Origin of the sequence: Delftia acidovorans SPH-1 (genome assembly GCF_000018665.1) — a bacterium.
In the GTDB taxonomy this organism is placed as follows: Bacteria; Pseudomonadota; Gammaproteobacteria; order Burkholderiales; family Burkholderiaceae_C; genus Comamonas; species Comamonas acidovorans.
In genome coordinates this window covers 495,463-509,874 of record NC_010002.1, presented here as the reverse complement: position 1 = coordinate 509,874, position 14,412 = coordinate 495,463, and the positions used below count along the sequence as shown (strand labels likewise).

The window sequence follows — 14,412 nt, the reverse complement described above, 5'->3', positions numbered from 1 at the left end:
TAGCTCCAAGGTCAAGCGGCTACGATGCATGTCCTGACAACATGTGAGTGTTCTGCGATGAAAATTGGCGAGTTGAGCCACGCCACCGGCGTGGACACCGACACGATCCGGTTCTACGAGAGGACGGGGGTGTTGCCGCCGCCAGCTCGGCAGACCAATGGATACCGGGTATACGGGACGGAACACATCGATGGACTGTCCTTTGTCCGCCACTGCCGGGCCTTGGACATTCCTCTGGCCGATGTCAGGCGGCTCCTGAACTTCACATCCCGTCCGGATGAGGATTGCGCGGACATCAACCGGCTGGTCGACGAGCAGATTGCGAGGGTGCGTGCCCGCCTGACCAGCTTGAAAGCACTGGAAAGGCAACTGACGACGCTGCGCGCCCGCTGCTCCGCAGGACATCAAGCGAAAGAGTGCGGCATCCTTGGCGAGCTGGTCTCTGCAGCGCAGCGGGAAGCGTAGTCAAACAGATCTATCGATGGCGCAGGGCAAGACGCCTGTGCGCAAGCACTGGCAGCAGGCGAAGGCTGTGTTGACATGCGCCGGCAAGACCGCCTAAACTACGTACCAAACAACAGACATAGAGTCTTTTCGTCGTTCGATCGCCTGAGCCATTCTTTTCCCCATGCCGACCCATGCATTCACCATACGCAAACTCGCCGACGCGGCAGGCGTTGGCGTGGAGGCGGTGCGCTATTACCAGCGCGGTGGATTGCTGGCTGCGCCGGATCGCGTGGACGGCGGCTTCCGGCAGTATTCGGAGGACGATGTCCGTCGTCTGCGCTTCATCAAGCGGGCTCAGGCATTGGGGTACTCGCTGGAGGACATCGCCGAACTGATGTCCTTGAGTACCAAGCGTGATCGGCTGCGCGTGCGGGAAATCACCCGCGAACGCATCGCGGAGATCCGGGAGCGCGTGGCCGACCTGCAGTCGATGGCCTCGGCGCTGGAAAATCTGGCCGATTGCTGCGCCAAAGCGCCAGAAGGTTCGGCCTGTTCGATCATCGCCGCGCTGACCGGGGAGCAGGACTTAGATCCGGCCATCGCCGATCCGAGCCTCGTTGCGCAGGCAAGCGTTGCCGGCCGACGCAGATCCGTGCGGCCGGGCGCTGAAGCCTATCACCGCACTGATGGGGTGGCCGCATGACGATGACGCGCATGTTCAGGCGATTCGTCTGCCGGCTGATGCTCGGTGTGCTGGTCTTCGGCCAGTTGGCCATCGCTGCCTACGCCTGCCCCGCACTGTCGGGCATGCCGCAGTCGCTTCCGACGATGGCCCTGAATGCGTCGGCCGCGGCGATGCCCGGTGATGAGGCCGGTGCTGCGATGGCCGTGTCGCCCGACATGGTCGCAACGTCAGACATGGCCGCCATGGCGAGCTGCGACCAAATCGACGACAACGCCGCCAACTTGTGCGTAGAGCACTGCCGTTTCGGCCAGCAAAGCGCCGACCATGCGTCGGCCCCGACCGTACCCGCGGCGCTGCTGACGACCCTCTACACCCTTCCGGTGCAACCCGAGCCTCTCGGGCATGGCTGGCCTTCGGCCGACGTGATATTCCGGCGCGTCGCGGCGTCTCCGCCGCACGCCATCCTGCACTGCTGTTTTCGCATTTGATCTCCTGACGCTGGTGCGGCCGGCCTGAGCCGGCTGAACCAGACCGATCGGTCGCGCTTGCGCGTGTCCGCGAGTTTCCGCTCGCCCCCGCCAAGCTCCATTCGACCTGATGGCATTCGTCAACTGGAGATCCCATGTTCATCGACTCTTTTTCTTTCCGCACGCCGGGCGGCGCTGTGCCATGGCGCAGGCTTGCTGCCGGCATCGTTGCGGCATTCGCCATGGGCGCCGGTGCAGCCCATGCCGCCGACGGCCTGACGCTGGATCAGGCGCTGCGCCTGGCACAAACCCGTTCTCGCGCGCTCGTGGCCCAGGATGCGACGGCATCGGCCGCACGGGACATGGCGGTCGCCGCCGGACAGCGGCCAGACCCCACCCTCAAGCTCGGCATCAACAACCTGCCCGTCAACGGCGCGGATCGGTTCAGCCCGACGCGCGACTTCATGACCATGCGCTCCATCGGCGTGATGCAGGAGTTCACACGCGAAGACAAACTCAAGGCCCGTGCCGGGCGCTACGAGCGCGAGGCCGAAGTCGCCGAGGCCGGGCGCAGCCTGGCGCTCGCCAACCTGCAGCGCGACACCGCCTTGGCCTGGCTGGACCGTCTCTTCCAGGAGCGTGTGCGCGACATGCTGGTGACCCAGCGCGACGAAGCGCGCCTGCAGATCGACGCCGCTGATGCCGCCTACCGGGGCGGGCGCGGCACGCAAGCCGATGTGTTCGCCGCCCGTTCGGCGGTCGCCCAGATCGACGACCGCATCGAGCAGGCCGAGCGCCAGGTCGCCACGGCCCGCACGCAACTGGCGCGCTGGATTGGCTCCGTCGCAAGCGATCCCCTGGGCTCGGTTCCGGCATTGGATATGGTTCGCCTGAGCCCGCAGGATTTGGAAGCCCAGTTGGCCCACCACCCTGAAATCGCCGTGATGCAAAAGCAGGAAGAGGTCGCGCAGGCCGAAGCCGACATCGCGCAAGCCAACAAGAAGACCGATGTGAGCGTCGAGCTGATGTACAGCCAGCGCGGCCCGGCCTACTCGAACATGGTCTCGCTCAATGTTTCGATCCCGCTGCAGTGGGACCAGAAAAACCGCCAGGACCGCGAGCTGGCCGCCAAGCTCGCCAGTGTCGAGCAAAAGCGCGCCGAGCGCGAGGAAGCCACGCGCGCCCATGTGGCCGAGGCACTGGCGATGCTGCAGGAATGGCGCAGCGACCGAGAGCGCCTGGCGCGCTACGACAGCTCGCTGCTGCCACTGGCCACCGAGCGCACGCGCGCCTCGATCGCCGCCTACCGCGGCAACGCGGGCACCTTGACCGCGGTGCTAGAGGCACGCCGCGCCGAGATTGACACGCGCGTCGAACGCTTGCGCCTGGAAATGGGCGCGGCGCGCCTGTGGGCACAACTGAACTACCTGGTGCCGGCTGGTCACGACACGGCCGCACCCCGCCCCTGAGCACAACCGAGAGACCTCCCATGAAAACCAAAAACCTCGTGATGGCCCTCGTCGCCGCCGGCGTGCTGGGCGCCGCCGGCTACGGCCTCTACACCCTCGGCATGCGCCACGGAGCCGACATGCCGGCCACGCCTTCGAATCCCAGTGGCATGGCATCGCCGCAAGCGGCGACTCCCGCTGTTGCTGCGCCTGCCAATGAGTCGGGCGAGGACGCCACGCGGCGGCATATCGCGGCCGGCCTCAAGGCCGGCGACGTCGATCCCGCCAATGGCAAGAAGATCCTGTACTACAACGATCCCATGGTACCGGCGAACAAGTTCGACAAGCCGGGCAAGTCACCCTTCATGGACATGATGATGTCGCCGGTCTACGCCGACGGCGATGCGGACCAGGGCAAGGTCACCGTCAGCTCGCGCATCCAGCAGAACCTCGGCGTGCGAACCGCTGAAGTGACCGAAGGCACGCTGTCGCCGCAGCTGTCCGCTGTTGGCAGCATCGCTTTCAACGAGCGCGACCAGGCGATCGTGCAGGCGCGTGCCACCGGCTATGTCGAGCGCCTGCACGTGCGCGCCACGCTGGACCCGGTTGCCAAAGGGCAGCCCTTGGTCAGCCTTTATGTCCCGGACTGGATTGCTGCGCAGGAAGAGTTCCTGTCGGTACGGCGCATGAAAGGCACGGACCTGGGTGGACTCGTGGACGGTGCGCGCCAGCGCATGCGTCAGGTTGGCATGGACGATGCCCAGATCGCGCTGGTCGAGCGCAGCGGCCAGACCCAGCCGCGCATCACGCTGAGCGCGCCCCTCGGCGGAGTGGCGGTCGAAGTGCTGGCGCGCGAAGGCATGACGGTGGCGCCGGGTGCGACGCTGTTCCGCATCAACAGCCTTTCCACCGTATGGGCCAACGCCGAGGTGCCGGAGAGCCAGGCCGCGCTGCTGCGACCGGGCGCCAAGGTGCAGGCCAGAAGCCCGGCCGCGCCCGGCAGCAGCTTCGATGGCAAGGTGCAGGCGATCCTGCCCGAGGTGAACCCGAGCACGCGCACGCTGAAGGCGCGCATGGAGCTTGCCAACCCGGGCGGCCGGCTGGTGCCGGGCATGTTCGTGACGATGAACTTCGTGGACATGCGCCCCGACAAGACGCTGCTCGTGCCTACCGAGGCGGTGATCCAGACCGGCAAACGCACGGTCGTGATCGTGGCCGAAGACAACGGGCGCTTCCGTCCCGCCGAAGTCGATGCCGGTATCGAGAGCGGTGGCCAGACCGAGATCAAGCACGGCCTCTCGGCCGGCCAGCGCGTGGTCGTGTCGTCGCAATTCCTGATCGATTCGGAGGCCAGCCTCAAGGGCGTCGAAGCCCGCCTGAACAGCGCGCCGTCGGCGGTGGCAGCAGCTTCACCGCCGGTCCCGATGGCCGCCAGCGCGCCGCGGCATTCCGGTGAGGCCAAGGTCGTCGGCATCGGCAAGGACGCGCTGACCCTGTCGCACGGTGCGATCCCCACGCTGAAATGGGGCCCGATGACGATGGATTTCAAGCTGCCGCCTGACGGCTCGGCACCCAAGGTGCAGGTCGGCGACCGCGTGAGCTTCGAGTTCTTCATGGGCGCGGACGACCTGCCGCAACTCACTCGCGTCACGCCGATGGCGGCCGGAGGCAAGCCATGATCGCCAAGCTGATCCGCTGGTCCATCGCCAACCGCTTCCTCGTGCTGCTGGCCACCGTGGCGCTCAGCGCCTGGGGCATCTATGCGGTGCAACGCACACCGCTGGATGCGCTGCCCGACCTGTCGGACGTGCAGGTCATCATCCGCACCACCTATCCGGGTCAGGCGCCGCGCATCGTCGAGAACCAGGTCACGTACCCGCTGACCACGACGATGCTTTCGGTGCCGGGGGCCAAGGCGGTGCGCGGCTACTCGTTCTTTGGCGACTCCTTTGTCTACGTGCTGTTCGAGGACGGAACCGACCCATACTGGGCGCGCTCCCGGGTGCTCGAATACCTGAACCAGGTGCAGTCGAGATTGCCCGCCCAGGCCAAAGCCTCATTGGGTCCAGACGCGACCGGCGTCGGTTGGATCTACGAGTATGCGTTGATCGACCGCAGCGGCAAGATGGACATCTCGCAACTGCGCGCGCTGCAGGACTGGTTTCTCAAGTACGAGCTGAAGACCGTGCCCGACGTGGCCGAGGTCGCTTCCGTGGGCGGCATGGTGCGCCAGTACCAGATCGTGCTCGATCCGGACAAGCTTGCGGCCTACGGCATCCCGCACACCAAGGTCGTGGAGGCGATCCAGCGCGCGAACCAGGAGACGGGCGGCTCGGTGCTCGAACTCGGCGAGGCCGAGTACATGGTGCGCGCCTCGGGCTACCTGGGGAGCCTGGAAGATTTTAGGAAGGTGCCGCTCATGACGACAGCCGCCGGCGTGTCGGTGCGTCTGGGCGACGTAGCGCGGGTGCAGATCGGTCCGGAAATGCGGCGCGGCATCGGCGAACTCAACGGCGAGGGAGAGGCCGTCGGCGGCGTGATCGTGATGCGCTCGGGAAAGAACGCGCTGCAGACCATTGCTGCGGTCAAGGGCAAGCTCCAGGGCCTGGCGTCCAGCCTGCCGCGAGGTGTGGAGATCGTGCCGGTCTACGACCGCTCGGGGCTGATCGAACGCGCAGTGGAGAACCTCACGCACAAGCTGATTGAGGAATTCATCGTCGTTGCGGTGGTCTGCTTCCTCTTCCTGTTCCACCTGCGCTCGGCGCTGGTCGCCATCATCTCGCTGCCCCTGGGCATCCTGGCGGCGTTCATCGTGATGCACTACCAGGGCGTCAACGCCAACATCATGTCGCTGGGGGGCATCGCGATCGCCATCGGTGCGATGGTCGACGCGGCGGTGGTGATGATCGAGAACGCCCATAAGCATCTGGAGCATTGGGGCCATGAACACCCTGGCGAGACGCTTGAAGGGACGGCCCGATGGCACGTCATCGGCGAATCGGCGGCGGAGGTGGGGCCGGCGCTGTTTTTCTCGCTGCTGATCATCACGCTGTCCTTCGTGCCTGTGTTCACACTGGAAGCGCAGGAAGGACGCCTGTTCTCCCCGCTGGCGTTCACCAAGACCTACGCCATGGCGGCTGCGGCAGGCCTGTCGGTGACCCTGATCCCGGTGCTCATGGGCTACCTGGTCCGTGGCCGCATCCCCGACGAGAAGAACAATCCGCTCAATCGCCTGCTGATCGCGGTCTACCGGCCGCTGCTCGACAGGGTGTTGCGCGCCCCGAAGCTCACGCTCGTGGTGGCGCTCGTGGTGCTGGCTACCAGCTTGTGGCCGCTGCGGCACATCGGCGGCGAGTTCATGCCGCGGCTGGACGAAGGCGACCTGCTGTACATGCCTTCGGCACTGCCAGGACTGTCGGCAGGGAAAGCGGCCGAGTTGCTGCAGCAGACCGATCGCCTGATCAAGACGGTGCCGGAGGTCGCGAGCGTCTACGGCAAGGCGGGCCGCGCAGAGAGCGCGACCGACCCCGCGCCGCTGGAGATGTTCGAGACGACGATCCAATTCAAGCCGCGCGACCAGTGGCGCGCCGGCATGACGACCGACAAGCTGGTTGAGGAACTCGACCGCATCGTCAAGGTGCCGGGCCTGTCCAACATCTGGGTGCCGCCGATCCGCAATCGCATCGACATGCTGGCCACGGGCATCAAGAGTCCGGTGGGTGTCAAGGTGGCGGGCACGGACCTGGCGACCATCGACCGCCTCACTGGCGAGATCGAGCGCACGCTCAAGGACGTGCCGGGCGTGAGCAGCGCCCTGGCCGAGCGGCTCACCGGCGGACGCTATGTGGATGTGAACATCCGGCGCGACGACGCGGCGCGCTATGGGTTGAACATCGCCGACGTGCAGTCGGTGGTTTCATCCGCCGTGGGCGGCGAGAACATCGGCGAGACGGTGGAAGGCCTGCAGCGCTTCCCGATCAACCTGCGCTATCCGCGCGAGATGCGCGATTCGCTGGAAAAGCTGCGCGTCCTGCCCGTGCTGACAGGAAGCGGCCAGCGGCTGGTGCTCTCCGATGTGGCCGACATCCGCGTCGCCGACGGGCCGCCGATGCTGCGCAGCGAGAACGCGCGCCTGTCGGGCTGGGTGTATGTCGATATCCGGGATCGGGATCTGCGCTCCGCCGTGCAGGACATGCAGCAGGCCGTCGAAAAGCAAGTGAAGCTGCCGCCGGGCTACTCGATCTCCTGGTCGGGCCAGTTCGAGTTCCTGGAGCGCGCCACCGCCAAGCTCAAGGTGGTGGTGCCATTCACGCTGCTCATCATCTTCGTGCTGCTGTACCTGACCTTCGGCGCGTTCGGTGAGGCGCTGCTGATCATGGCGGCGCTGCCGTTCGCTCTGGTGGGCGGCATCTGGCTGCTGTATCTGCTGGGCTACAACCTGTCGATCGCGGGCGCCGTGGGCTTCATCGCGCTGGCCGGCGTGTCCGCCGAATTCGGCGTGATCATGCTGCTGTACCTCAAGAACGCCTGGCAAGAGCGTGCCGACCAGGGTAAGACCAGCGAGGCCGATCTGCTGGATGCCATTCGCGAAGGCGCCGTGCTGCGCGTGCGCCCCAAGGCGATGACGGTGGCCGTCATCCTGGCCGGCCTGCTGCCGATCATGTGGGGCACGGGAACAGGCTCGGAGGTGATGCAACGCATCGCCGCGCCGATGGTGGGCGGGATGGTCACGGCGCCGTTGCTCTCGATGTTCGTCATTCCCGCGGCCTACCTGTTGATGCGCCGGTCGCGCGAACGTAAGGCATCGCCGTGGATGTTCTGGAGGCGTCATCGTGCGGCCGCTTGAATGCTCCTCCGGTGGCTACCGCGCGTGGGGTGCGGCGGCGCTTTGCCTGTGCCTGTCACTGCTGCTGGGCACGGTGGCGCATGCTGCCGTTTCCGTCGCGGAGATTCAGCATGCCGGCCCGGTGATGACGGCGGCGGTCTCGCGCCCGCTGTCCAGCAGCGCCGGCGATTGTCAGACCTGCGCGGCTTGTGTCATCGCACCGGCTCCTGTTGCCCATGCCTTCACCGGCGAGGGCGAAGCGCGAGAACAAGCGCCGGCGGCCTGGCTCGCGCACGCGACGGCGGCGCCGATTCCAACCTGGTTCTTCGATGCTGGAGACGCACGGCTGCGATGGCCTGTGCGCGTTGCGTTCTGCCGGTGGCTGGATTGATCCGATGAGGCCCTCTCGAACTTTTGAATCCAGCCAACCTGAGGAAACCATCATGAAAACATCGTATCTCCCCCTCATTGCTGCCCTGACGCTGGGTGTCTCTCTGCCCGCGCTGGCCGGCCCCGACTTCCAGGCCATCGAGAAAGCACGTGCCGCCCGGCAAGCGGCCGGGGCTGCGCAAGCGGTCACCACCAGAGTCGACAGCGCCTCCGGCCAGCGGGTGAAATGTCTGCCTGCCCCATTGGTGCTGCCGCTGGATCATGGGCCGCGTGCTCAAACGACGCCCGGAGAAAACCGGATGCGAAAGGCACGCTACGAAGCCCAGGTCAAGGCATGCGCGAATCCCGAGTCGTGAGCGCCAGCGCATGACTCTCCAACGCGGGCCATCCCAAGTGACCGCGTTCCATCCGGGGCCTGCCAGAAGGCCGGCCCATTTTTAAAGCTCAGAAAAGGAAACTCATCATGAAACTCGTCTCAACCGCAACGCTGATCGCAGCCTTGTCTTTCTCCGCCATCACCTTCGCTCAATCCGGTGACATGGGCGGCATGAAGATGGAGGGCAAGGGCATGCAGAACTGCATGGATATGAAGGGAATGAAGGGCATGGACATGAAGGACATGGATGCCAAGAAGTGCCAGGACATGATGAAAGGCATGGACGCCAAAGGCACCGCCAAGTCCGCGGCCCATGAGGCCGATGCCGTGGTGAAGGAATTTGACGCGGTCCAGGGCAAGGTCACCCTTGCGCATGGCCCCGTCAAGAGCCTGGGGTGGCCCGCGATGACCATGGCGTTTGGCGTCAAGGACAAGGCCCTGTACGACAAACTCGCCGTGGGCGCGAAAGTCCACGTCGGGTTCAAGAAAGAGGGTGACGGCTACGTCGTGACCTCGGTCAAATAACGCGCCGCAGACGATGTGAGCCTGCGACTACGGTGAACGCGCACGCGTTTCGTAGTCGCATCCTTCCTGCAAATTGATCAAGGTGATCAGCATCGTCACCCAAGGCGTTTTTCTGTTTCACCGCAGATGCAGGGCGATCCCGGCCACTGGAGCATGGCCGGCCACGCTGTCGTGCTGCGCATTGAACCCCTGCGGGTTTCGCCCCATGCGGGCTCTCATCGCTGACACCTCCGGCCCAACTTGCTGACCAGGGCCTGCGCGCTGCGCTTGCCAAGACCGGGTGTAGCTGGATGGTGGGGTGTGGCGGCTTGCTGTCTCCCCATGGTGCCACGGCGTTCGCGCCGTAAAGGGCGGCGCGCCATGGGCGCTTGCGGCCTGCGGCCGTCGTGCCCCTTGACGGCTTGCGCTGCGCCGTGACCCGCAGGGGCTGGGCAATTCCGCCCGGCATCCTTTCAGGAGTTCAGCATGAACTACGCATTCATCACCGACGAGCAGCGTGCGCTGCTGCTGGCCAACGGCCGCGCATCCTTGGAGAACCCGGACTTCGATCCGGCGCCCGTAGTCAAGCTGTTCACGCCCGATGCGGGCGCGACCTGGCTGCTGACCGAGATTGATCCCGACGACCACGACCACGTCTTTGGTCTTTGCGACCTGGGCCTGGGGATGCCGGAAATCGGCTGGGTCAGCCTGGGCGAGCTGGCAGCGGTGCGCGGGCGGCTGGGGTTGCCGATCGAGCGTGACCTGTCTTTCCGCGCCGAGAAGCGGTTGAGCGCCTATGCGCGCGATGCGCGCTTGGCCGGGCGGATCGCTGTCTGACCTGGCCTTGGGAGCGCCGCAAGGCGCTCCTTGTGCTTTCTCGACCATCGAAGGAGATCAATGCCATGAGCAGCCATCACGACTACATCATCGAAATCACGGCGCAGCACGATGCGCTCAAGCCGTTCGCGCCGGAGAACGGCCAGCCCTTGCGCTTCAAGATCGGCGACGCGGTGATCTACACCAACGAGTACGGCGCACAGTTCCGGCGCCGCGTCACCGGGTTCTACCAGCCCACCGGGCTGTCGGGTCTGTACGCGCGCGGTGCGCGATACCTGCTGGACTCGTCATCGCCGTGGATGCCGGTTGCGGAATCCAGCCTGCGTCCTGACGACTCGGCATGATGCCTACGCGCCCCTGACGGGGCGCTGCGCGCTTCGCTTGCCTCCAGGGGAAAGCCCTGCGGGCTATCCCCGCCGCGCGATGCTTGGCACCCCTCAAAGACCGCCGAACCGGCTGCGCCGGATCGGCCAGACAACATCAGCCGCAGATCGACGATGCCTCGCGTTTGCTCATCCTGATCCAGTTGTTCATTCCACTTTGAAGGCTGGGCGTCCCCGGCCACCTGGGAGATAGCCGGTCGCGCTGTCGTGCGCGTGGCGCATCGAGCCGCCTGCGGCGTCTCGCCCCTTCGGGCTTCCATCGTTCCCTCGCTCCGCTCGGCTGACGCCTCCGGCCCGGCTTCCAGCTTCGGGCCTGCGCGCTTCGCTTGCCGTGCGGTCGGTGTGTAGGGACGGCCGTTGCCATGTCCAGCCGTCTTCCCTGACTTCATCACCTTCACCGCGACTGTAGCCCGCGGCTGTGTGCCGTCAAGGCGCGCAGGGCCGTGTCCTCGGCTGCGCCTGCGGGCCGCACCAACCCTGCGCTTGTCTCCTTGACGGCCCCCGTCCGCGCGCTCCTGACCGTCGCGGGCGATGAACTCAGGAAGGACGGTGGCAACAGGGCCAACCGGGTTCCTCGTGCCGACCGCACCGAACAGCCGAAAGGCTGGGCTCCGAATCTAGGAATCCGGTGTGCGGTTTTCTTCAACAGCCTTTTTGTTCAGGAGAACGACATGCTTGCAACCCGTTTCGCTTCCCACTCCCCGGCGCTGCGCAGCGGCTACCCGCTGTCCGATGACCAGATTCGCAGGGTGGCCCCGTCCATCTTCGCGGATGCACCGCATGAGAGCCGTTCCGAGCGGTACGCCTATATCCCCACCGCCGCCGTGCTGACCGAACTGCGCAAAGAGGGGTTTCAACCCTTCATGGTGACGCAGACCCGCGTGCGCGATGAAGGCAAGCGCGAGCACACGAAACACATGCTGCGCCTGCGCCATGCCAGCCAGATCAACGGCGCGGAAGCTAACGAAATCGTGCTGCTGAACTCCCATGACGGCACGAGCAGCTACCAGATGCTGGCCGGAATGTTCCGCTTCGTGTGCAGCAATGGGCTGGTGTGCGGTGACACCGTGGCCGATGTGCGCGTACCCCACAAAGGCAACGTGGCCGGGCACGTCATCGAAGGCGCTTATGAGGTGTTGAGCGGCTTCGAGCGGGTGAAGGAATCGCGCGACCTGATGCGCGGCATCACCTTGGACGATGGCGAATCGGAGGTGTTCGCCCGTGCTGCGCTGGCGTTGAAGTACGACGACCCGGACAAGCCAGCGCCTGTCACCGAATCGCAAATTCTGATGCCGCGCCGCTTCGACGACCGCCGCCCGGACTTGTGGAGCGTGTTCAACCGCACTCAAGAAAACCTCACCAAAGGCGGCCTGTCCGGGCGCAGCACCAACGGACGCAGGCAGCAGACCCGCCCCGTGCAGGGCATTGATTCCGACATTCGGCTGAACCGTGCCCTGTGGCTGCTGGCCGATGGTATGCGCCAGCTCAAGGCTTGAACCGTTCCCCCGCCGGAGGGGCGGTTCCCCTCCATTTCCTTGTTTCACTTATTGGAGATTCACCATGAACGCCGTTACCACTACCGAAGCCCGCGCCGTCCACACCGCAGCCAGCAGCGCAGCGAACGTGCTGCAAGCCGCCGACCCGAGCAAGCACATGATTCTGGTTCCGCTGTCGCGGCTGGTGCTGCGCCCCACGGGCCGCAATGTGCGCAAGACCCCGCGCATGTCCATCCCCGAACTGGCCGCGAGCATCCAGGGCGTTGGCCTGCTGCAAAACCTGATCGTGATTCCCGCCGCTGATGGCGAGCATTACGAGGTGGTGGCCGGTGGCCGACGCCTTGCAGCCCTCAAGCTGCTGGCGAAGAAACACCGCATCGCCAAGGATTGGGAGGTGCCTTGCCTGCAGGTGGCCGATGGCACGGCCCGCACGGCCAGCCTCACCGAAAACGTGCAGCGCGAAGCCATGCACCCCGCAGATCAGTTTGAAGCGTTTGCGGCATTGGTGGCCGAGGGCCGGCCCATCGAGGACATTGCGGCGGATTTCTCCGTCACGCCGCTGGTGGTGCAGCGCCGCTTGAAGCTGGCGAATGTCTCGCCCCGCCTGATGGCCGACTATCGCGCCGATGCCGTGACGCTGGATCAGTTGATGGCGCTGTCCATCACCGACGACCACGCCGCGCAGGAGGCCGCGTTCTATGATGCGCCACAGTGGCAGCGCAACCCGTCCAACTTGCGCGAGCGGCTGACCGAGCGCGAGATTGGGGCATCGCATCCGCTGGTGCGCTTTGTCGGGTTGGACACCTACGAGCAGGCAGGCGGAGGCATCCGCCGCGACCTGTTCGCGGAAGGCGATGCGGGCGTGTACCTCAACGATGCCGCTCTGCTGGAAACGCTGGTGCGCCAGAAGCTGGCGAGCATTGCCGACACAATCCGCACCGAGGGCTGGGCATGGGTGGATGCCACGCCGGGCGTGACCCATGCCGACCTGCACGCCTTTCAGCGTGCGCCGAGGGAGCGCCGCGCACCGGGCAAGCGCGACGCACAGCGCATCGAGAAGTTGCAGGCCAAGATGCAGGAAGTGGCCGAAGCCATTGATGCCGCGATGGACGCCGACGACGAGGACAAGGCCGAAGCCTTGCAGGAAGAAGGCGAGCGCCTGGGCGAGCAGTTGCAGGCATTGGAGGATGGCTTGCTGGACTATGCCGCGAGCGTGAAGGCCGCAGCCGGTGCCATCGTCACCATCGACCGCAACGGCGAAGCCGTCATTCATCGCGGGTTGCTGCGCGAAGCCGAGGCCAAGGCGCTGCGCACGCTGGAGAAGCTGCGCCAAGGTTTTAGCGGCGCGGAAATCGAAGGCGACGACGACGGCGAAGATGCCGACGAAGCACCCAAGGCCGCAGCCATGTCCGACCGGCTGGCCCAACGCTTGAGCGCCCACCGCACCGCCGCGCTGCAAACCGAAGTCGCCCGGCATCCGCAGGTGGCGCTGGCGGCGCTGGTGCATGGCATGGTGCAAACCATCTTGCAGGGCAGTCACTACGGCCACGATCTGCCGCTGGGGGTTCGCCTCACGGTGCAGGACAGGCTGGAAGGCATGGCCCCGGACTGGCCGGAATCGCCTGCTGCTGTGGCTCTGCACGAGGCGCAGCAGGCATGGGGCGAGAAGCTGCCCGAGGACAGCGCCGAACTGTTCGCTGCGCTGCTGGCGATGGAGCAAGGCGAACTGGTCAAGCTGCTGGCCGTGTGCGTGGCTTCGACGGTGGACGTGGTGACGCCGCGTGCCACGGTGCAGCAGCCGGGCGCGGAACTAGCGCAGGCCGTGGGGCTGGACATGGCCGCGTGGTGGCAGCCGACTGCCGAGGGGTATTTCCGGCATGTTCCAAAGGCCGTGATTCTGCGAGCCGTGGGCGAGTACGCGCCCGAGCACGTCACCCGGTTGGCAAAGCTGAAGAAAGCCGACATTGCCAGCGAAGCCGAACGACTGGCCGATGGTACGGGCTGGATGCCCGCCATCTTCAAGGCCATAGGCTCGCAGGGAGCTGCGCAGGAGGAAGGCCCGGAACAGGACGCCCCGGAGGATGCCGAGGTAATGGCGGATGAACCCGCCGAGGCGCTGGCTGCTTGACCCGCGCCAATGGCAATCGCCCCGGCCTTGACCGGGGCGCTTCGCTGGAAGGAGAACCGCCCCATGACCCGCACCACGACCAGCCGCCCGCGCATGGCGGCGATCTACGCGCCCGGCACGGTGCGCGCCCGCCGCTGGCGCGGCGATGGCGACGTGTGCGGCTACCTCCCGCCCTCGGGCTGGACGACGCGCGCCGACCTCGCCGACATTCACCCCATCACGGGACGCGCCTTGCCGCGCGCCGTGTGGTGGCTCATCAAAACGAAGGAATAACCGCGATCAGCACCGCGCCCAGGCCGTTCCGTCCTGGGCGCGGTAAAAGCCCAATCCGGGCGCGGCGGTGGCCGCGCCCGGTGTTGAAGGCCCAACAGCTCCATCAGAACGCCGCCGCCTTCGCTGGCACTCAGGCGGCGGCGTTGAAATTGC

At 66.0% G+C, this 14,412-nt stretch carries 14 protein-coding genes; all 14 read left to right on the top strand.

All coding sequences use genetic code 11. The features are described from left to right. Window positions 1-24 precede the first annotated feature (24 nt). The 14 genes from cadR to DACI_RS02335 all read left to right on the top strand — a co-directional run bounded on the left by cadR (window position 25) and on the right by DACI_RS02335 (window position 14,259). A complete protein-coding gene (gene cadR, locus DACI_RS02395) occupies window positions 25-465 on the top strand; it encodes a Cd(II)/Pb(II)-responsive transcriptional regulator (RefSeq protein WP_012202410.1) in 441 nt (146 codons plus the stop codon). A gap of 163 nt (window positions 466-628) precedes the next feature. Continuing rightward, window positions 629-1,150: a MerR family transcriptional regulator gene (locus DACI_RS02390; protein WP_012202409.1), complete on the top strand. Its 522-nt coding sequence runs from the start codon at window positions 629-631 to the stop codon at window positions 1,148-1,150. Further along, window positions 1,147-1,620 carry a hypothetical protein gene (locus DACI_RS02385; RefSeq protein WP_012202408.1) on the top strand — a complete coding sequence of 158 codons (474 nt, stop codon included), beginning with the start codon at window positions 1,147-1,149 and terminating at the stop codon, window positions 1,618-1,620. Before DACI_RS02390 ends, DACI_RS02385 begins: the two co-directional genes overlap by 4 nt. A 134-nt stretch (window positions 1,621-1,754) precedes the next feature. Next, window positions 1,755-3,068 (top strand): TolC family protein, encoded by a 1,314-nt coding sequence (locus DACI_RS02380; RefSeq protein ID WP_012202407.1) that lies wholly within the window; start codon window positions 1,755-1,757, stop codon window positions 3,066-3,068. Between the two features lie 20 nt (window positions 3,069-3,088). Continuing rightward, window positions 3,089-4,726 carry an efflux RND transporter periplasmic adaptor subunit gene (locus DACI_RS02375; RefSeq protein ID WP_012202406.1) on the top strand — a complete coding sequence of 546 codons (1,638 nt, stop codon included), beginning with the start codon at window positions 3,089-3,091 and terminating at the stop codon, window positions 4,724-4,726. Further along, window positions 4,723-7,893: an efflux RND transporter permease subunit gene (locus DACI_RS02370; RefSeq protein ID WP_012202405.1), complete on the top strand. Its 3,171-nt coding sequence runs from the start codon at window positions 4,723-4,725 to the stop codon at window positions 7,891-7,893. Before DACI_RS02375 ends, DACI_RS02370 begins: the two co-directional genes overlap by 4 nt. Then, window positions 7,880-8,263 (top strand): hypothetical protein, encoded by a 384-nt coding sequence (locus tag DACI_RS31800; RefSeq protein WP_059038862.1) that lies wholly within the window; start codon window positions 7,880-7,882, stop codon window positions 8,261-8,263. The genes DACI_RS02370 and DACI_RS31800 overlap by 14 nt, the downstream gene beginning before the upstream one ends. A 52-nt stretch (window positions 8,264-8,315) precedes the next feature. Next, window positions 8,316-8,618, top strand: a complete 303-nt coding sequence (locus DACI_RS02365) for a hypothetical protein (RefSeq protein ID WP_033945460.1) — start codon at window positions 8,316-8,318, stop codon at window positions 8,616-8,618. Between the two features lie 107 nt (window positions 8,619-8,725). Further along, on the top strand, window positions 8,726-9,163 hold the full coding sequence (locus DACI_RS02360; protein WP_012202403.1) for a copper-binding protein: 438 nt from the start codon (window positions 8,726-8,728) through the stop codon (window positions 9,161-9,163). 465 nt (window positions 9,164-9,628) lie between these two features. Beyond that, entirely contained in the window at window positions 9,629-9,979 is a 351-nt protein-coding gene (locus tag DACI_RS02355; protein ID WP_012202402.1) for a DUF2958 domain-containing protein, read from the top strand. A 65-nt stretch (window positions 9,980-10,044) separates the two neighbouring features. Beyond that, window positions 10,045-10,323, top strand: coding sequence for a hypothetical protein (locus tag DACI_RS02350; RefSeq protein WP_012202401.1), 279 nt, complete (start codon window positions 10,045-10,047; stop codon window positions 10,321-10,323). A 710-nt stretch (window positions 10,324-11,033) separates the two neighbouring features. Further along, window positions 11,034-11,858: a DUF932 domain-containing protein gene (locus tag DACI_RS02345; RefSeq protein WP_012202400.1), complete on the top strand. Its 825-nt coding sequence runs from the start codon at window positions 11,034-11,036 to the stop codon at window positions 11,856-11,858. Window positions 11,859-11,922: 64 nt separating this feature from the next. Next, window positions 11,923-13,986, top strand: a complete 2,064-nt coding sequence (locus tag DACI_RS02340) for a ParB/RepB/Spo0J family partition protein (RefSeq protein ID WP_012202399.1) — start codon at window positions 11,923-11,925, stop codon at window positions 13,984-13,986. A 63-nt stretch (window positions 13,987-14,049) separates the two neighbouring features. Further along, window positions 14,050-14,259, top strand: a complete 210-nt coding sequence (locus DACI_RS02335) for a hypothetical protein (protein ID WP_012202398.1) — start codon at window positions 14,050-14,052, stop codon at window positions 14,257-14,259. The last annotated feature ends 153 nt before the right edge of the window (window positions 14,260-14,412 follow it).

Excerpts from the sequence above, each read along its gene's own strand:
- cadR (WP_012202410.1), top strand. The coding sequence starts at position 25 with ATGCATGTCCTGACAACATGTGAGTGTTCTGCGATGAAAATTGGCGAG.
- DACI_RS02390 (WP_012202409.1), top strand. The coding sequence starts at position 629 with ATGCCGACCCATGCATTCACCATACGCAAACTCGCCGACGCGGCAGGC.
- DACI_RS02385 (WP_012202408.1), top strand. The coding sequence starts at position 1,147 with ATGACGATGACGCGCATGTTCAGGCGATTCGTCTGCCGGCTGATGCTC.
- DACI_RS02380 (WP_012202407.1), top strand. The coding sequence starts at position 1,755 with ATGTTCATCGACTCTTTTTCTTTCCGCACGCCGGGCGGCGCTGTGCCA.
- DACI_RS02375 (WP_012202406.1), top strand. The coding sequence starts at position 3,089 with ATGAAAACCAAAAACCTCGTGATGGCCCTCGTCGCCGCCGGCGTGCTG.
- DACI_RS02370 (WP_012202405.1), top strand. The coding sequence starts at position 4,723 with ATGATCGCCAAGCTGATCCGCTGGTCCATCGCCAACCGCTTCCTCGTG.
- DACI_RS02365 (WP_033945460.1), top strand. The coding sequence starts at position 8,316 with ATGAAAACATCGTATCTCCCCCTCATTGCTGCCCTGACGCTGGGTGTC.
- DACI_RS02360 (WP_012202403.1), top strand. The coding sequence starts at position 8,726 with ATGAAACTCGTCTCAACCGCAACGCTGATCGCAGCCTTGTCTTTCTCC.
- DACI_RS02355 (WP_012202402.1), top strand. The coding sequence starts at position 9,629 with ATGAACTACGCATTCATCACCGACGAGCAGCGTGCGCTGCTGCTGGCC.
- DACI_RS02350 (WP_012202401.1), top strand. The coding sequence starts at position 10,045 with ATGAGCAGCCATCACGACTACATCATCGAAATCACGGCGCAGCACGAT.
- DACI_RS02345 (WP_012202400.1), top strand. The coding sequence starts at position 11,034 with ATGCTTGCAACCCGTTTCGCTTCCCACTCCCCGGCGCTGCGCAGCGGC.
- DACI_RS02340 (WP_012202399.1), top strand. The coding sequence starts at position 11,923 with ATGAACGCCGTTACCACTACCGAAGCCCGCGCCGTCCACACCGCAGCC.
- DACI_RS02335 (WP_012202398.1), top strand. The coding sequence starts at position 14,050 with ATGACCCGCACCACGACCAGCCGCCCGCGCATGGCGGCGATCTACGCG.